Source organism: Proteus sp. G2675 (genome assembly GCF_963886535.1).
GTDB lineage: Bacteria > Pseudomonadota > Gammaproteobacteria > Enterobacterales > Enterobacteriaceae > Proteus > Proteus mirabilis.
In genome coordinates this window covers 90,828-107,869 of record NZ_CAWPCB010000022.1, presented here as the reverse complement: position 1 = coordinate 107,869, position 17,042 = coordinate 90,828, and the positions used below count along the sequence as shown (strand labels likewise).

15 protein-coding genes are annotated in these 17,042 nt (G+C 38.2%); 9 read left to right on the top strand and 6 right to left on the bottom strand.

Annotated elements, in window-relative coordinates; genetic code table 11:
- Positions 1 to 100: 100 nt before the first annotated feature.
- From AACQ49_RS05490 to AACQ49_RS05475, 4 genes are read right to left on the bottom strand one after another with little or no spacing between them, the layout of a single operon-like run.
- Positions 101 to 1,045 (bottom strand): HpcH/HpaI aldolase/citrate lyase family protein, encoded by a 945-nt coding sequence (locus tag AACQ49_RS05490; protein WP_004245614.1) that lies wholly within the window; start codon positions 1,043 to 1,045, stop codon positions 101 to 103.
- Positions 1,045 to 2,121 (bottom strand): cysteine protease StiP family protein, encoded by a 1,077-nt coding sequence (locus AACQ49_RS05485; protein WP_004245613.1) that lies wholly within the window; start codon positions 2,119 to 2,121, stop codon positions 1,045 to 1,047. Before AACQ49_RS05485 ends, AACQ49_RS05490 begins: the two co-directional genes overlap by 1 nt.
- A 2-nt stretch (positions 2,122 to 2,123) precedes the next feature.
- Positions 2,124 to 2,894 carry an HAD family hydrolase gene (locus AACQ49_RS05480; RefSeq protein WP_004245612.1) on the bottom strand — a complete coding sequence of 257 codons (771 nt, stop codon included), beginning with the start codon at positions 2,892 to 2,894 and terminating at the stop codon, positions 2,124 to 2,126.
- A complete protein-coding gene (locus tag AACQ49_RS05475; RefSeq protein ID WP_049199390.1) occupies positions 2,887 to 4,032 on the bottom strand; it encodes a phosphoribosyltransferase domain-containing protein in 1,146 nt (381 codons plus the stop codon). Before AACQ49_RS05475 ends, AACQ49_RS05480 begins: the two co-directional genes overlap by 8 nt.
- A gap of 392 nt (positions 4,033 to 4,424) precedes the next feature.
- Here AACQ49_RS05475 and AACQ49_RS05470 point away from each other — a divergent pair, with 392 nt between their 5' ends.
- From AACQ49_RS05470 to AACQ49_RS05445, 6 genes are all read left to right on the top strand, one after another.
- A complete protein-coding gene (locus AACQ49_RS05470; protein WP_004245609.1) occupies positions 4,425 to 5,009 on the top strand; it encodes a TerD family protein in 585 nt (194 codons plus the stop codon).
- A complete protein-coding gene (locus AACQ49_RS05465; RefSeq protein ID WP_161778924.1) occupies positions 5,010 to 6,152 on the top strand; it encodes a TerD family protein in 1,143 nt (380 codons plus the stop codon).
- Between the two features lie 24 nt (positions 6,153 to 6,176).
- Positions 6,177 to 6,632, top strand: a complete 456-nt coding sequence (locus AACQ49_RS05460; protein WP_004245607.1) for a tellurite resistance TerB family protein — start codon at positions 6,177 to 6,179, stop codon at positions 6,630 to 6,632.
- A 34-nt stretch (positions 6,633 to 6,666) separates the two neighbouring features.
- The gene (locus AACQ49_RS05455) at positions 6,667 to 7,692 is read left to right on the top strand and encodes a TerC/Alx family metal homeostasis membrane protein (RefSeq protein ID WP_004245605.1); all 1,026 of its coding nucleotides are present in this window, start codon (positions 6,667 to 6,669) and stop codon (positions 7,690 to 7,692) included.
- 67 nt (positions 7,693 to 7,759) lie between these two features.
- A complete protein-coding gene (gene terD / locus AACQ49_RS05450) occupies positions 7,760 to 8,338 on the top strand; it encodes a tellurium resistance membrane protein TerD (RefSeq protein WP_004249446.1) in 579 nt (192 codons plus the stop codon).
- A gap of 76 nt (positions 8,339 to 8,414) precedes the next feature.
- Positions 8,415 to 8,990, top strand: a complete 576-nt coding sequence (locus AACQ49_RS05445; RefSeq protein WP_004245603.1) for a TerD family protein — start codon at positions 8,415 to 8,417, stop codon at positions 8,988 to 8,990.
- A gap of 96 nt (positions 8,991 to 9,086) precedes the next feature.
- On the opposite strand, the gene AACQ49_RS05440 is transcribed toward AACQ49_RS05445, so the two are convergent.
- Positions 9,087 to 9,767, bottom strand: coding sequence for an HAD family hydrolase (locus AACQ49_RS05440; RefSeq protein ID WP_004245602.1), 681 nt, complete (start codon positions 9,765 to 9,767; stop codon positions 9,087 to 9,089).
- A 400-nt stretch (positions 9,768 to 10,167) separates the two neighbouring features.
- Between AACQ49_RS05440 and AACQ49_RS05435 the strand changes: the two genes are divergently transcribed.
- The 3 genes from AACQ49_RS05435 (at position 10,168) to AACQ49_RS05425 (ending at position 14,536) form a co-directional block, all read left to right on the top strand.
- Positions 10,168 to 11,736, top strand: coding sequence for a methyl-accepting chemotaxis protein (locus tag AACQ49_RS05435; protein ID WP_004245601.1), 1,569 nt, complete (start codon positions 10,168 to 10,170; stop codon positions 11,734 to 11,736).
- 155 nt (positions 11,737 to 11,891) lie between these two features.
- A complete protein-coding gene (locus AACQ49_RS05430; RefSeq protein WP_004249448.1) occupies positions 11,892 to 13,412 on the top strand; it encodes a methyl-accepting chemotaxis protein in 1,521 nt (506 codons plus the stop codon).
- Between the two features lie 212 nt (positions 13,413 to 13,624).
- Positions 13,625 to 14,536, top strand: a complete 912-nt coding sequence (locus AACQ49_RS05425; RefSeq protein ID WP_049219396.1) for a LysR family transcriptional regulator — start codon at positions 13,625 to 13,627, stop codon at positions 14,534 to 14,536.
- A gap of 72 nt (positions 14,537 to 14,608) precedes the next feature.
- Here the strand turns inward: AACQ49_RS05425 and AACQ49_RS05420 are convergent, their stop codons facing one another.
- Complete coding sequence (locus tag AACQ49_RS05420) at positions 14,609 to 16,894, bottom strand: FdhF/YdeP family oxidoreductase (RefSeq protein WP_071425584.1); 2,286 nt, start codon at positions 16,892 to 16,894, stop codon at positions 14,609 to 14,611.
- Positions 16,895 to 17,042: the final 148 nt, after the last annotated feature.

Here is a 17,042-nt window from a genome sequence, read left to right as displayed (position 1 = left end):
AAGTTCTAGTTAAAGATATTATTCTTTAACTAGAGACTAAGTTTAAAATATTAATAAATAAAAAAATGCTTATAGTAAATATAAAAACGAATATTTAAACTTATGGTGTATTAAATCGTTGAACACTATTTTTTGAATTGGGAATAATGCCATACAGTTTTGCTCTAGTTAAAATACTTAATGCCCAACGGCGATGTGTTGCCGGTTCACACATGGCACCATGAGATTTAAATACGGCTTGTGTTGAATTTAAGATGCGCAACGCATCGGAATGATCAGACTGAGATACCATTAATGCCTGTTCTATTTTGTCTATCTGCTTGGGATGAATAGCGGTTTTACCCACTAAACCATTGGCAATATCGAGGGCTAATTCTCTATCCATAATTTGTTGATCATCAATATGCTCACAAACAGGAGCGGTAAGCGCAAACTGACGAGCACCAAATACAGCAACCAACATTTTTATCACGTATCCCATAGGTCCATCATAGAGTGTTAAATGGCGATTACGTCTAAGAGAAATAACATTCATTAAATCATTTCCACCGATACGTAAGGCAATAATTCTCTTATGGCAAGGGTGGGCTAGTAGCAAGTCTGCCAGTGAGGTCATTTGAAGAACGTCGAACACTTCTTCTGTTTCCAATGTTGGCATCATACATAAATGGGTGGGTTTGATGATACGCCACCAAAGGGGTAATGAAGCTTGGGTAAATTTAGGTAATACTAAGCCGTCAATCACGGTTAAATCTACATGCTCAACCAGCCATTGCGCCATTTCTGTATGGCGGGGGCGTATAAATAGCAACGGCCATTCAGTACAATCATGATGCTTTTTATAGTCTGATAATGTGGTTAATAATGTTGCTAGATTTTGTAATGCTTGTGGAATATCAGTATCACTGACGGCATCTTCTAAACAAATAATTAATGAACGTAATCCATCAATTTTTTGATCAATAATTGTTGCGGCAATATCGGTTCGTGTTGCGGGCATATACAGCGTTGCCCCTAAATTCCAAGGGGATAATCGTTCAATCATTATTGCACCTTTTTAATGATAGTAACGGCACGATATTGTCCTAATGCTTTACCTGCCTCGGTTACAGTAATATTTTTTTGTTTAGCAAGATAAATCAGTAATGCAACATCAGGATCTGCAATTTCTTTTACCAGAATATGCTCAGGTACACGGCGTAAAACGGCGCGTGTTGCTTCAGCAATACCGGGTTTTATACGATTGATATTTGAAATGTCATATTTGTTGGCAAGTAAACTAACGACATTTTCGCTCAGTTTTTTTAAGTCTGACGGTTGATGTTTAAATGTGGCGAGTGGAATATCGTTATCTATTAAGGCGTCAACTATTTTTCCCACAGTATCAACAAGATAGCGACTACATTCATATTGTTTTAAATGTTGGCAATCGACAAAACCATGGAAGCCTTGCTCTGTCCAAATTGAACGTGAAATTAATCCTGAAACGGGCGCTCCCATAATCCCAAAAGGGATTAGCCAATCTTCATCACTGGCACTTAACCAAGCGCAACCACAAGGATCAGCAAGGACGACAAGATGGGGTTGTGCAGGAAAACCTTCACGTCCCGCCAATGAACGAATTAACTCATTTGTGATAGCGCCTTTTCCTGTCCACCCATCAACAAATACAATACCTTCTGTCCCATGGCGTTGCTCAATCCATGAAAGCGCTTCGTTATCAATACCCCTATCACGAATAATGCTAATACCATAGTGATAAGACGTTTTTCCCATTTTGCGCAAGGTCTGTTGTAACATCACGCCAAGTGGAACACCCGCACGCACAAGACTTGTCAGAATAATAGGGGTGTCACCAAAATGCGCAATAAGTGATTTTGCTAGCATAATTACTTGTGTTGCTAAACGTGTTGCGCCAGCAGCCAGTGCTTTTTCAAACAGTTCAAGATGCCAGGTTGTGGGTTCTGGCTCTTGGCTTAACATATCAGAATAGTGACGTTTACCAGACTGTATAAGTTCTTCTTTTAACTCAACAGGTGTCATTTCAATCTTGACGGGTTGCAGTAAAAAATCAACATCACCCAGTAGATAAGAGCCTGAAAAAGGCTGATGATCCATCATGTTTATTCTCCAAAAATTTTTGTGTTGATCGCATTCGCGAATTGGCTTTGGCGGGGGATAGCATACCAATTGCATAATTTCATAAAGCGATGATCACTTAGGCTATCGCCGAAACCAATTACAGGAAAAACGCCACGTTCTGCTTTTAATTTATTAAGCAAATAAGTGACGGCTTTACCTTTTTCAATTGGCTCAGGTAACCAAGCAATATTGTTACTGTTACGATGAATATAAAAACCTTTGGTTGAGAATATTTTTTCTATCTCATCACCGATAGCATATAGCTCATCTAATCGAGCGCTGTCGTTATGCTTCATCACCAAATAAATGGGTAAATCATCATATTCATAGTTAATTCTCGCCCAACCATCAATATTACGTTCAGCCATTAATTGGGTAATAGATTGCTGTAACCTAAGTAAAGGTTGCTTATAAGGTGTTAAGCTTTGTGTGATATGGTGTTGCCATTGTTCATCTGCGACTTTTTCTGGGGTTAAGACAACAGCACCGTGTGTGGTAATAGCCCATGAATGAAAAGGAATAGTGACACGGCTCATTTCTTCCGTTCCACGTGCTGTGACTGGAATTAAATCAGCATGTTCTAGCATCCAATCAACCAGCATAGCTTGCTCTTGAGTCATAAAGCTACGTGGCGCTAAACTTCTATCCAACGCACCAGTTTTATAGGGTGCAAGCGCTAACTCATCCACCATTTTGCGACGAGTTTGAAATAAGGTATCGTCAAGATCGGCTAAAATAACGGGGTTAGTCATAGCTAATTACTTCAACAATAGGGGCAACTTTATAGAGAGCCTCAATAAGTTGACTATCAATACTTTCGGCAGGGGTTTCACAACAAAGCAGAATGCGATCAAATTGCTGATGAGCCACGTTATAGACAAAGTTAGGAATGCCTAATCCGTAATTATCAGTAAAAGTTATCGCTGATTGGATAGCAAAATTAGTGGCAATAGGTGAGCGAGTCGTCGAGCTATATTTTACAATAGCCCCTTGTTTTTCTAAGCGTTCTGCTAATAAAAAGGGTTCCCAGACAAATTCACCAGAGCCTAAAACCAATATTTTTTCACCCTCAGAAACATGAATAAATAGGCCAAGATCATTAGCAGGGGTTGTCATACCTAAGCGTCCCCAGCTTTGTTTTCCTGTGATAGCAACCTGTCCTGAGGCAGTAATATTGACATTTGGCATAACAGGTAATGGTGCATCGGGATTGGCTTGCCATTGCCATTTTCCCTGCACTAAAGAGAAGGTTGTTATGGGTAATGGTGAACGCTTTTGCAGAGCATCACCACTCCAATCGGTTAATGTGACAGCAATAATCTGCTTAATTTGTGTTAACTTACCTTCTTCACGTAATGCAGACAGCAAGTTAAGAAAGGTATTACCTGTGGTTGCTTCATCATCAATTAACACAATGGTTTTCGCTTGCTGGATCCATTGGCGTTGTTCTAGGTTATGAGGCAAATAAAGTAGGTGATCAGTTGCATGGCTGTGATTTTCTTTAAATTTACAGAATAATTCACTATCAGCAATAGGATGGCGTGTTGAAGTAAGATAGAGCGCTTGAGGATAGCGATCTCTTACTTCATCAAAAATCCCCGCACCTAAACCGACCGCAGTTTCTGCCATACCAATAAAAAGAATAGGGCCTTCGAGTGATTGAGGAAATTGTTTGGCCATTTGTTGATAAGTTTCACGCATTTTCTTAGGTGAAACAGGAATATGGCGCCCTAATACTTTACTGACAAACAAAAAAGCGCGCTTAGGGTTGCGTCTTTCCGCAATATCAAAAAGTTCATCAAGATGTTCTAATGAGCAATTTGGCGTTACGCTTAATGTGCCACAAGTGAGTTGGCGACGATAAACAGAAGAGCCAATCAAACTATTCATTATTCTTTATTATCCGTACTAATTAGTTTTTTAAGTGCATTTATCTGGGTATAAGCTAAGCCGTGTTGAACATAACGTCACATACTGTGAATGTTTAAGCTAAAACCTGTTTCCTCATCATGAAGTTTCTATTTAATCATGTCAATCATAATGTGATCTATTTTACTTTAATTTAAAATAATTAGGTTAATGCGGTATTTTTTGTTTTTAACTTAAGTTTTAATTGTGTTTTTTTATAAAAATTTCTTTTATTTCAATATGTTTACAATCTCTTGAAGTAAGTTGATAAAAATAGACTTGCCGAACTACTTCATCATGATATGATGATTTATAATTTGTATTTATATGCAAGTGATATTGTTGTTTCATTCTACCTTTGAAGGGAGTTAATTATGGTTTCATTACGCAAGGATCAGACAGTCTCTCTCAGTAAACAAGCCCCTGCACTGAGTCACCTAATGTTTGGTTTAGGCTGGGATCCTATTAAGAAAAAGGGATTTCTCGGTGGACTCTTTGGTGGTAATAATTCGATAGATTTAGATGCAAGTTGTGTATTACTCGATGTAAATGGTAAACAAATCGATACTATTTGGTTTCGTAAACTAAAATCAACTTGTCAGTCCGTTATTCACTCAGGAGATAACTTAACAGGAGAGGGTGATGGTGATGATGAAACTATTTTTGTTGATTTAAATCGTCTTCCTTCATTGGTTGAATATTTGGTTTTCACTGTCAATAGTTTCCGTGGGCAGACTTTTAATGAAGTTGAAAATGCGTTTTGTCGAGTTGTCGATAAAACAACCAATAAAGAGCTTGCTCATTACAAATTAACGGAACAAGGCGCTCATACAGGGATCGTGATTGCCGCTTTACAACGTAATCACGGACAATGGGATTTCACGGCTTTTGGCTCACCTTGTAAAGGGCTTGTCATTGACGAGATGATGCCAGATATTTTGGCGACGGTGGTGCGATAAATGACCCTAACACCTGGCGGAAATATATCCGTACCTGATCAAACGTTAATGGTGCGTATTCACTCAGGCTCACTTGTTGATGTATCTGCATTTAGGCTTTATGCCTCAGGAAAAGTGAACGGTGATGCTGATATGGTGTTTTATGGTCAAACCACTAATGATGATCGTACTATTATTTATGCAACAGCAGGTAATAGCACGTCGTTTACGGTTGACTTAACTCGCTTACGTCCTGATGTCGATAGAATTGCTTTTACAGCTACTTGTGAGGGGCAACAAACCATTGCTCATCTACAACATTTGTCTATTCAAGTTGATGCTAACAATAATGTCGTTGCGAACGGCCATGTTGATATCGATGGACGCACTGAAGCGGCATTAATTTTAGGTGAGCTATACCGTCGCAATGGAAGCTGGAAATTTCGGTTTATTGCACAAGGATTTAACGGTGGATTAAAACCATTGGCGGAATATTTTGGTGTTGATATTGCTGATCCTGAACCAGCACCAGCACCAGCACCGAGCTCAGTGAACTTAAGCAAGGTTTCGCTAACTAAAGAGAAACCGGCAATTAGCTTAACTAAAAAGGATGATTTCGGCAAAATCCGCATTAACCTCGATTGGCATCGAGAAAGTAAAAGCGGTGGTTCCGGGTTATTAGGTGGATTATTTGGTGGTAACAAAGGTATTGATTTAGATATTGGCGCCTTTGTTGAACTACAAGATGGTTATAAGTCAGTGATCCAAGCCTTAGGAAATGGATTCGGTGATTTTAATCGCATGCCTTATGTTGAGTTACAAGGTGATGATCGCACTGGTGATGTAGCGGGTGGCGAGTGGATTTTTATCAATGGACGTGAATGGAAAAATATCAAGCAAGTGCTTATTTTTACTTTTATTTATGAAGGGGTTCCTAACTGGAGTAAAACAGATGGTGTGGTCACTATTCATGTTCCCAAGCAACCACCTATCGAAACACGTTTAACGGATGGTAATAATGGTCGAGCTATGTGTGCCATCGCACGACTTGTTAATGAAAACGGATCAATCAAAGTTGAACGTCTCAATGAATTTTTTAAAGGCCATCGCGATATGGATAATGCCTACGGATGGGGATTTCGCTGGACTGCTGGATCTAAGTGAATACACGAAATAAGGAGAATAAAAATGAGTTTTTTCAATAAATTAAAAGAAGGTTTTAATTCCGGGCGAGCGGAGTTAACTAAGCAAGTCAGTCGTTTTAAAAACAAAAAATTTATGCAAGGTACGGTCGCAGTTTGTGCTCGTATCGCTATTGCCAGCGATGGTGTGAGTTCTGAAGAAAAGCAGAAGATGCTCGGTTTTTTAAAAGCATCAGAAGAGCTTAAAGTCTTTGATACCTCCGAGGTGATCGAATTCTTTAATAAGCTAATTAGCAGTTTTGAATTTGATACTGAAGTCGGTAAAGGTGAAACGATGAAGTATATTCTGGCAATGAAAGATCAGCCAGAAGCTGCACAATTAGCGATCCGTGTCGGTATTGCTGTTGCGAAAAGTGATGGTGATTTTGACAATGACGAAAAAGAGGCGGTGCGTGCTATTGCCGTTGCATTAGGCTTTGAGCCCGCAGAGTTTGATTTGTAATTAATTTTATATAGGGAACCGTTTAGGAATAATTATGGTATCCACACATATTGGTTTTCCGACAGAAACTGTCATTGTTTTTGTTGTACTTGCGATAGGCGCTATTTTTATCGATTTATTTATGCATCGTGCAGATAAGCCGATAACGTTAAAGAATGCTGTTTTTTGGTCAATATTCTGGGTAGTCGTTGCCATGGCATTCGCGGGTTTTTTATACGTCCACCATGGTGCAGAAGTTGCAAGCTTATTCGTGACGGGTTATGCATTAGAGAAAGTGCTGTCTGTCGATAACCTATTTGTCATGATGGCGATTTTCTCTTGGTTTGCGGTTCCTGATCGTTTCCGTCACCGCATTCTGTATTGGGGGATCATTGGTGCCATTGTATTCCGTGCGATCTTTGTTGCTATTGGTACCGGCTTATTAAGTTTAGGGCCTTACGTTGAGATAGTCTTTGCTCTGATTGTTGCTTGGACAGCCGTAATGATGCTGAGAAGTGGGAATGATAGTGAAGAAATTGAAGACTATTCACAGCATCTTGCTTATCGCTTAGTAAAACGATTTTTCCCTATATGGCCAAAAATTACTGGACATGCCTTCTTATTAACACAAAAAGAGGTTGATGTAGAGTTAGCAAAACCGGAAAACAAAGACATAACTATCGGGCGAGGTACAAAAGCTGCGTTATATGCGACACCGCTTATGTTGTGTGTGGCGGTGGTAGAGCTTTCTGATGTGATGTTTGCTTTCGATTCGGTGCCTGCAATCATTGCCGTTAGTCGTGAGCCACTGATTGTTTATAGTGCAATGATGTTCGCTATTTTGGGCTTACGTACTCTCTACTTTGTGTTAGAGGCATTAAAACAGTATCTGATTCACCTTGAAAAAGCGGTTATTGCATTGCTGTTCTTTATTGCTGTAAAGCTGGGGCTTAATGCAACAGATCATATTTGGCAGCATGGATATAGCATTTCCGCGACAACCAGCCTATTCGTAGTGCTTGGTGTTCTTGCTCTGGGTATTCTGGCAAGTTTTGTATTCCCAGAAAAAAAGAATAAATAAGGTAAATAATGATAACCGATATTCTTGGGAAATTAGAATATCGCAACATAAATTGAAGAGGTTGAAGATGAGCGTTTCTCTTTCTAAAGGTGGTAATGTTTCTTTAAGCAAAGCAGCCCCAACGATGAAAAACGTCCTAGTCGGACTTGGTTGGGATGCCCGTTCTACAGATGGTCAAGATTTTGACTTAGATGCATCTGCATTTCTGTTAGCCGCTAATGGAAAAGTACGTAGCGATGCCGATTTCATTTTTTATAACAACTTAAGATCTGCCGACGGCTCTGTTGTTCACACTGGTGATAACCGAACAGGTGAAGGTGATGGTGATGATGAAGCACTAAAAATCAAACTAGATACCATCCCCAGTGATGTCGAAAAAATTATCTTTGTAGTGACTATCCATGAAGCGCAAGCGCGTCGTCAAAGCTTTGGTCAGGTATCTGGTGCGTTTATTCGTTTAGTTAATGATGACAACCAAATTGAAGTTGCTCGTTATGATTTAACGGAAGATGCATCAACGGAAACGGCGATGTTATTTGGTGAGTTATATCGTCATAACGGTGAGTGGAAATTCCGTGCTGTAGGCCAAGGATATGCAGGGGGCTTAGGCTCAGTATGTGCGCAATATGGTATTAACGCCTCTTAATCGTATGTTATGAAATCACAAATTACTGGCAGTTATTCCTAATTGTCAGTTTATTCAACACAGTAGGAGCTTTGATATGGCTGTTTCCCTTGTTAAAGGTGGTAATGTTTCGCTAACTAAAGAAGCACCAACCATGACGGTGGCTATGGTTGGTTTAGGATGGGATGCCCGCGTGACAGATGGCGCTGAATTTGATTTAGATGCGTCAGTATTCATGGTCGGTGAAGATGGAAAAGTGCTTTCAGATGCAAGTTTTATCTTCTTTAATAATAAAGTGAGCCAATGTGGTAGTGTTGAACACCAAGGCGATAATCGTACTGGAGAAGGCGAAGGTGATGATGAACAAGTCAAAATCACTTTATCCAAAGTTCCTGCTGAAGTGAAAAAACTGGTTTTTGCTGTCACTATTTACGATGCTGAAAACCGCAAACAAAACTTTGGTATGGTGAGCAACAGTTTTATGCGCGTTTATAATAACGACAATAACACTGAAATTGCACGTTTTGATCTTTCTGAAGATGCCTCTACGGAGACGGCGATGATCTTTGGTGAACTCTATCGTCATGGTTCAGATTGGAAATTTAAAGCAGTAGGCCAAGGTTTTGCGGGTGGTTTAGGCGCACTAGCCGCACAACATGGCGTCAATATTTAATCTTTCGCTAATAAAAGCGCCAAGATGGCTAGATAAATAGTTAGTTTATGGATAAAGCGGGAAAATACGTTTCCCGCTTTATTTTTATATAATCACTTATGAGTCTTTTTTAAGCGTTATTTTAATAGGTGATTTTTTTGACTTATTACTTCCTGTGTGGAAATAGCGCCAATGTGGATCTTGTGCAGCATAGAGTAATTCATGATCACCACGTGAATCGCCCCACGCTCTTAAGTGGTATTGAGTAAGATCGCCATAGACACGCTCTAATCGTTTGATTTTTTCGCCACAACGGCAGTTATTGCCAATGATTTTTCCTGTCAGCACACCATCAACCACTTCAAGTGTTGTTCCTATTAACTTTATACCAAGTCGATCCGCAAAAGGTTGCAACACCATAGCTGGAGAAGCTGAACAAATGGTCACTTCAGCATGACGGTTAATCTCTTCAGCAACGGCTAATAAACCTGCAGGACGCATTAACTTAGTCCAGTAAGCTTTACAAAAGGCTTCGGCTTTTTCTTTGAGCCATTCTTCTTTGATATCGGTTAAAAAAGTTTTAATCAGCACTTCTTTTAATTCATCACGAGTCAGTTTACGTCTAAAACAACGTAATGTGGGGAATACCATTTTGATAATACGACGAGCAAATTTACGACGCCCAAAGGCAAACTTTAGAAAAGGGATAAAGCTATCGTGATAGGTTAAAGTACCATCAAAATCAAACACTGATAATGTTTTTACGGTGTTTTTTGCGTTTTCAAATTGTGGTTGCATAAATATTGAGCTCCGTAAATCATCAGAGTTTATGAGGTAAAGCGCCTATTATATCATTGTTCTCAAAATGAGATAGTATCATCAGTATCTTATTGAAAAAATAAGGTTTTTATTTTTAATCGTTGATGATATTAGTCATATAAAATGAAAATTGATATTGAGCATAAAGAAGAATGCACTAATTGATAGCGGATTATGTTTTAAAAGAATTGGTTTGTTTTATTTTATAATATACCAATAATTATAGCAGTTATTAAAAATAACTTATTTTGTTTATGATATAAAAATTTATTTAAAATAAAAATCAATGACCTAGTGTTATCTCTAATAATTAAATAAAAATATCATTGTGTCGATAAAAAATAAATCTTATCGATATGCGCATATAGGTATTTTTATCATGAGTATTAAACGAACCGTAAAATTAGGCTCTTCTTTACTGTTATTGATTTTTATTCTATCGTCTGCCTTATCTTCATTTTTTATTTATAAAATGCAAAACAATTTTACTCAAGTTGATGTCTTATCTGCACGTTATGACGATGTGTTGATGGCTCGTTATCAACTGGCTATTATGCGTTCTAATGTCAATTATCTATTACAAGACAAAGATAGTCGTGTCGCAGATCGTAACAAAATTATTCAGCAAAATAAAAAGCTAGCTATCATGGCTAAAAACACCATGGAAACATGGGTGAAAGAGAAGAAAATGACTGTTGCAGCACAAAAAAATGCTGATGATATTTCGACGTTATTTTATAATCTGATAGATAAATTAGTTTTAGATCCTAATAAATTAGCGACAATAAAGATAAAAGCTAATCAATTTGATCAAGATTTTGAACATCTTGATCAATTATTTGAAAAATATATTCAGACTAGAAATAAAAATAGTCTCTACCTTACTCATAAACAAGATTCAATGGTTGAGTTTTCTATCTACTCAACAATTATCTCATTAATTATTTTATTAATTGTTTTGTACTTTGTGCTTCATTGGATCAATAAAACCTTTGTTTCTAATCTTAATACATTGTCTGAGATATTAAATAAAGTAGGTAATGCTGACTTGGTTTTTTCTGTACCACAAGTAAAAAATGATGAGTTTGGTAAACTTTTTTCTCGTGTCAGTGATATGCAAAAAGCATTAACCTCGACAATCTTTTCTGTCAAAAAAGAGGCTATGGATATAAAAGGGGGCGCATTTAAAATTGCTTCTGGTAATCAAGAGCTTTCATCTCGTACAGAAGAACAATCCAGTGCGTTACAACAAACCGCTGCCAGTATGGAGCAGATCAAAATAGCCGTTGCTAACAATACCGATAATACAATTGAAGCAAATAATATTATTAATCAATCTACTGACATTGTTATGGATGGCGCTAATGTCATGAAAGAAGCTGTATTATCGATGAAGAAAATAGAACAAGGTGCAGTGAAAGTTGGGGAAATTAATGATGTTATTAATAAATTAGCCAATCAAACTAATATTTTGGCCTTAAATGCTGCCGTAGAAGCAGCAAGAGCTGGCGAGCAAGGGCGTGGGTTCACCGTTGTGGCCGCTGAGGTACGGAACTTAGCCGCAAAAAGTGCTGAAGCAGCAAAAGAGATTAGCCAAGTTCTTAAAGCATCTATCAATGATGTTACCTATGGTACAAATTTAGTTAATAAAAGCGGTGAGTGCATGCAAGAGATTGTCTCTTCCATTTCAAAAGTAAACAAGATCATGCAAGGGATTAGTTTAGCGTCGGAAGAGCAACGTCTTGGTGTCGAACAAATTGCAGTAGCAATTAATCAAATGGATACGGTAGTACAACAAAATGCCTCTTTGGTCGATCTTGCCGCCTCTTCTACCATGATGTTAAACGATAAAGCACAAGTGCTGATGGATAATGTCGCAGTCTTTAATATTGACGATCTCGAAAAAGAGCCAGAGCAGAAACAAGAGTTAATCAATGAACAAGAATAAACTACCATAATAGTATAAAACATCATCTTTTATCACTGAGGGTGGTGTGTGTAAAACATTTGTGTCGATAATTCTGATTAATGAGTAAATAAAATCTATCCACTGCCGATATATGAATACATTTATGTTATTTAATTACCGGGGTGGATTATTTCATGAGTATTGAAAGAACAGCGAAAGTAGGCTCTATTATACTATTAGCTATTTTCTTAGTGACATCAGCTTTATCATCGTTTTTTATTTATCAAATGCAGGATAATTTTGCTTCATTAAACTCGTTAACCACGAGATTAAATAATGTACAAGAGGCAAGATATGAACTAGCAACCATACGCTCTCATGTTAACTTTTTAGTCAATATTGGTCATGAAAATTTAGATATGCAAGAAACCAAAGCTCGATTAGTTTCTGAAGCTAAAACATTAGCGGCTAAATCAAAAGCGACAATTAACGCTTGGGAAAGGGAAAGCAAAATCAGTGCTGACGCACAAAGAAACTCAGAACAATTATCGGCACTATTTATCAAACTCGTCGATACTATTATTGCGCCTATTGATACGCTAGCTTATGAAAATATTGATTTATCGAAAGATTTTTCCAAACTTGCTGAGTTGTTTGATGAATACTTAGTGATAACTCAAAATGTTAATGATCAAATAGAAGACGAACAAAAATGGATGTTTCAACTCTTTATTTACACTACATGTATTGCTTTAGTGATACTGATTGGACTGCTTTATTTAGTGATCCGTTGGGTTAATAAAACCTTTCTCTTTAACCTCAATACGCTCTCTGCCATTTTGCAAAAAGTGGGAGAAGGGAATTTAAACTTCTCGTTACCCAAAAATAGAAAAGATGAGTTTGGTACACTATTTTCTCATGTCGGAGATATGCAAAATGCACTGACATCGACTATTGGTTTGGTGAAAGAAGAAGCATTAGTGATCAAAAGCGGTTCAGCAGAAATCGCAGCGGGTAATCAAGATCTCTCTTCTCGTACAGAGGAGCAAGCGAGTGCATTGCAACAAACCGCAGCCAGCATGGAAGAGATAAAAATTGCGGTAGTGAATAATACCAATAATGCCGTATTAGCAAACTCTATCACAGCACAAACGCGTGATTTGGCTATCGATGGCGCTAGCATTATGAATGATGCCATTACTTCGATGAAAAAAATTGAAGTCGGTACGTTAAAAGTCGCTGAAATCAATGACGTGGTAAACAATATTGCCAGTCAAACCAATATTCTTGCGTTGAATGCGGCAGTGGAAGCCGCTCGTGCAGGGGAGCAAGGGCGGGGTTTTACAGTTGTTGCAACAGAGGTTCGCAATTTAGCAGCCAGAAGTGCGGAAGCAGCTCGTGAAATTAATCAGATTATTCGAGCTTCTGTGGCGGATGTCGCACATGGTCGTGAACTGGTTAATAAAACCGGTGAGCATATACAAGAAATTGTCACCTCAATTACCAAAGTAAGCGATATTATGCAGGGAATTAGCATTGCATCGGAAGAGCAAAAAGTGGGAATTGAACAAATAGCCGTCGCGATAAACCAAATGGATTCTGTGGTTCAGCAAAATGCGGCTTTAGTAGAACAAGGAGCCACCTCAACCATGATGTTAGATGAAAAAGCACAAAATCTGACCGATAAAGTATCAGTTTTTCAAATCAAAGAATAAGCTTATCTTTAATTAATACACTAATATTTTAGTAAAAATAAACTCACCTTAGTTGCAATATTAGGGTGAGTTTTTTTTATTTTATGGCTAATCGATAAGGCGACTATTTCTTTTCTCTTCGTTTATTATTGAAAAATAATTATAGACAGCGCAAACTTTAGTGTTGTTAATAGTGCAATATAAAAACAGATAACTATTCCCTTCACCTGCAAATGACGAGGTTATTGCGTATCGATATTAAACAGTTATTTTATTTAATCGCTTTGGATAAAACGCAACATTTTGGTCAAGCTGCCGAGATGTGCCATGTTACACAACCTACCTTATCAATGCGATTACGTAATTTAGAAAAAGAGCTTGATGTGGTTCTTATCAAGCGTAGTTCTCGCTTTGAGGGATTTACCGAAGAAGGTGAGAAAATATTAAAATGGGCGAAAACTATGCAATCTGCTTACGATGGATTACAAGCAGAAGCCGCTAACTTTCGACAGCAACTATTTGGGCAACTGCGTATAGGTATTGTGCCTTTAACCAATTTAAATCCTATGCTGATGTTGCAGAAAATATCGGCACTATTCCCTGAGATAAGTTTTCAGGTGCTCTCAACGAATAGTGAAAATATTATAGATCGTCTTAATAGTAATAGTCTTGATATTGGTATCTGCTATTTGGAAAAAGCGAATACTCAACAGCATGAAATTTATGCATTAAAACAAACGGAGTTAGGGCTTTTATTTCATCGCAATCACTTTATGCCTTCAACAAGAACTATCTCGTGGCATGAAGCGGTTAAACAACCATTGGCTTTATTAAATAAAGAGAATCACTTTAGGCAATCCGTGGATTTAGCTTTTCAACGTTATAACTTACACCCCAAGGTGTTGGTCGAAAGTAGTTCTACATTACATCTTATTCAATCAGTTAATGCAGGGTTTTGCGCCTCGATTGTCCCTATTGCTAAAGGTATGGAGAATCTCAGCCAAGATCTCAATGTTGTACCTATTGTTGATGCAACCATTAATGCTCCATTGGGGGTTGTGATCCGCAAAGAAGAGCCGCGCTCTATATTAATTGAAAAATGCTTTGCACAAATGCGTACTTACTTAGAAAGTACAGGTCTATAGATGGATAGAGATAAAAAGGCGAGTATTAATAAATAGCTCGCCTTTGTTTTTTGTTTTGCGTATGAATTATGATTAAGCGACTTGTGTTTTTTTATCATAAATTCTGACAGGTATTGCTTTATAAGAGGGGGTACCACTCTCTTTATCAATATAATCTAATGGTACAAGGACATTGGCTTCTGGGTAATAAGCGGCCACTGTGCCAGGGGCAATGCTAAATGAAACAACTGTAATATTATCAAGTTGTAGTTTTCTATTTTCACTGACCGTTTCAATGGTGATTATATCACCTTCGTTTAAGCCTCTTGCTATCATATCGACATTATTCATAAACAGTATATCGCGTCTACCAAAGATGCCACGATAGCGATCATCAAGTGCATAAATGGTCGTATTATATTGGTCATGACTACGAATAGTGACTAAACGAAGAACATCATCACCCATGACCATTTTATTCTCTTTTACACCTTTAAATACCGAGAACATGGCTTTACCTGTGGGGGTATTCCAAACTCTCTCAACGGCAGGGAGTGGCATACGGAAACCCCCGGGGACACGAATTCGTTGGTTGTAATTATCAAATCCGGGAATGGTTTTTTCAATCATATCGCGAATAAGATCATAACTTTCCGTAAATCTTAGCCATGGGGTTTTGCTATCTGTCAGTGTTGCAGCAGCCATTTTTGCAACAATGACAGGCTCTGATTTTAATAATGGTGAAGCGGGTGTTAATTTACCAGAAGAGGCATGCACCATTGACATTGAGTCTTCGACCGTGATGGATTGACGACCTAATGCTTGTACATCTAATTCTGTTCTCCCCAAGCAAGGTAATATAAAGGTATTTTTTGCCGTTAATAAATGTGAGCGATTTAATTTAGTGCCGATGTGTACACTTAAATCAAGCTTTCTCATTGCAGCAAATGACTGTTGAGGGTCGGGTAATGCCACGGCAAAATTACCCCCTAAACAAATTAACGCTTTTGCTTTGCCATCAACCATCGCTTGCATTGCGTTAACTGCATCGTGACCATGTTTATAAGGTGGTTTAAAACCAAAAGTTTGTTCTATTTTTTGTAAAAATTCGACAGATGGTTTTTCTGTGATCCCAACAGTTCGGTTACCTTGCACATTAGAATGCCCACGTAATGGACATATGCCAGCACCCGGCTTACCAATATTCCCTTTCATTAATAATAAATCAGCAATCAGACGCACATTCGCTGTACCTTTGTTATGTTGGGTGATCCCCATACCATAGGTAATAATGGTGGCCGGAGAATTGGCATAAAGGAGTGCGACACTCTCAATATCTGCTTGCGAAAGGCCACTTTCACTTTCAATATCTTGCCAAGAAGTTTGTTTAAGATCTTCAACTACGGCTTCAAAACCTAGTGTATGCTCAGCAATAAAATCGTGGTCGAGAATATCTCCACGCTCATTATCCCACTCAATTAAGGTTTTCATAATGCCTTTTAACGCCGCAGCATCACCACCGGCTTTGACTTGATAATAAGATGAGGCGATATTGGTTGAGCTATAAGTCGCCATCTCAATAACACTTTGAGGGTCGGTAAATCGCTCTAAAGCACGTTCTTTCAATGGATTAAATACAACAATAGGTACACCACGACGAGCTACTTCATGCAGTGTTCCCATCATTCTTGGGTGATTAGTTCCAGGGTTATGTCCAATGGCAATAATGAGTTGAGTGTTATCAAAGTCATCTAAAGAAACTGTGCCTTTACCTATGCCAATCGATTGAGGTAAGCCTACACTAGTCGGTTCATGACACATATTTGAGCAATCAGGAAAATTATTGGTGCCATATTCTCGCGCAAACAGTTGGAATAGATACGCGGCTTCGTTGGAAGCTCTACCTGAGGTGTAGAATTCAACACTATCAGGTGATGGCATATTTCTTAATAGCTCACCAATACGAGTAAATGCTTGCTCCCAAGTCACAGGACGAAGAGTGTCAGTATCTGCATCATACGCGAGAGGATGGGTTAAACGACCGTAGCCTTCTAATTCGAAGTCTGACTTTGTCAGCAATTCTGTTACGGTATGTTGTGCTAAAAATTCAGGTGTGACTCTTTTTTTTGTTGCTTCCCATGTGACCGCTTTAGCTCCATTTTCACAAAATTGGAAAGTAGAATGATGCTCTTTGTCTGGCCATGCACAGCCGGGGCAATCAAAACCATCAGGCTGATTAGTATTAAGCAATGTTTTAGGTGCAATAAAAGCATCCATTTGAGTGCGTACCGCGATAGCTGTTGCTTTTAATGCCCCCCATCCTCCTGCGGGTCCATTATAGGGTTTCACTCCAGGAATAGGTGATTTTTTCTTACTCATATAGACATTCCTAAAACGTTAATAATAATATTTAATGATGAATAGTTAGCAGGTGAATATAAAAAGCAATAAGGTTATATAATTTAAAATATATTTCTTACTAGAAATAAAGGATATATTTAGACTTGTTAATACCAATAAATAATAA

Coding starts and splice junctions, on each gene's coding strand:
- AACQ49_RS05490 (WP_004245614.1), bottom strand. CDS start 1,045: ATGATTGAACGATTATCCCCTTGGAATTTAGGGGCAACGCTGTATATG.
- AACQ49_RS05485 (WP_004245613.1), bottom strand. CDS start 2,121: ATGATGGATCATCAGCCTTTTTCAGGCTCTTATCTACTGGGTGATGTT.
- AACQ49_RS05480 (WP_004245612.1), bottom strand. CDS start 2,894: ATGACTAACCCCGTTATTTTAGCCGATCTTGACGATACCTTATTTCAA.
- AACQ49_RS05475 (WP_049199390.1), bottom strand. CDS start 4,032: ATGAATAGTTTGATTGGCTCTTCTGTTTATCGTCGCCAACTCACTTGT.
- AACQ49_RS05470 (WP_004245609.1), top strand. CDS start 4,425: ATGGTTTCATTACGCAAGGATCAGACAGTCTCTCTCAGTAAACAAGCC.
- AACQ49_RS05465 (WP_161778924.1), top strand. CDS start 5,010: ATGACCCTAACACCTGGCGGAAATATATCCGTACCTGATCAAACGTTA.
- AACQ49_RS05460 (WP_004245607.1), top strand. CDS start 6,177: ATGAGTTTTTTCAATAAATTAAAAGAAGGTTTTAATTCCGGGCGAGCG.
- AACQ49_RS05455 (WP_004245605.1), top strand. CDS start 6,667: ATGGTATCCACACATATTGGTTTTCCGACAGAAACTGTCATTGTTTTT.
- terD (WP_004249446.1), top strand. CDS start 7,760: ATGAGCGTTTCTCTTTCTAAAGGTGGTAATGTTTCTTTAAGCAAAGCA.
- AACQ49_RS05445 (WP_004245603.1), top strand. CDS start 8,415: ATGGCTGTTTCCCTTGTTAAAGGTGGTAATGTTTCGCTAACTAAAGAA.
- AACQ49_RS05440 (WP_004245602.1), bottom strand. CDS start 9,767: ATGCAACCACAATTTGAAAACGCAAAAAACACCGTAAAAACATTATCA.
- AACQ49_RS05435 (WP_004245601.1), top strand. CDS start 10,168: ATGAGTATTAAACGAACCGTAAAATTAGGCTCTTCTTTACTGTTATTG.
- AACQ49_RS05430 (WP_004249448.1), top strand. CDS start 11,892: ATGAGTATTGAAAGAACAGCGAAAGTAGGCTCTATTATACTATTAGCT.
- AACQ49_RS05425 (WP_049219396.1), top strand. CDS start 13,625: ATGACGAGGTTATTGCGTATCGATATTAAACAGTTATTTTATTTAATC.
- AACQ49_RS05420 (WP_071425584.1), bottom strand. CDS start 16,894: ATGAGTAAGAAAAAATCACCTATTCCTGGAGTGAAACCCTATAATGGA.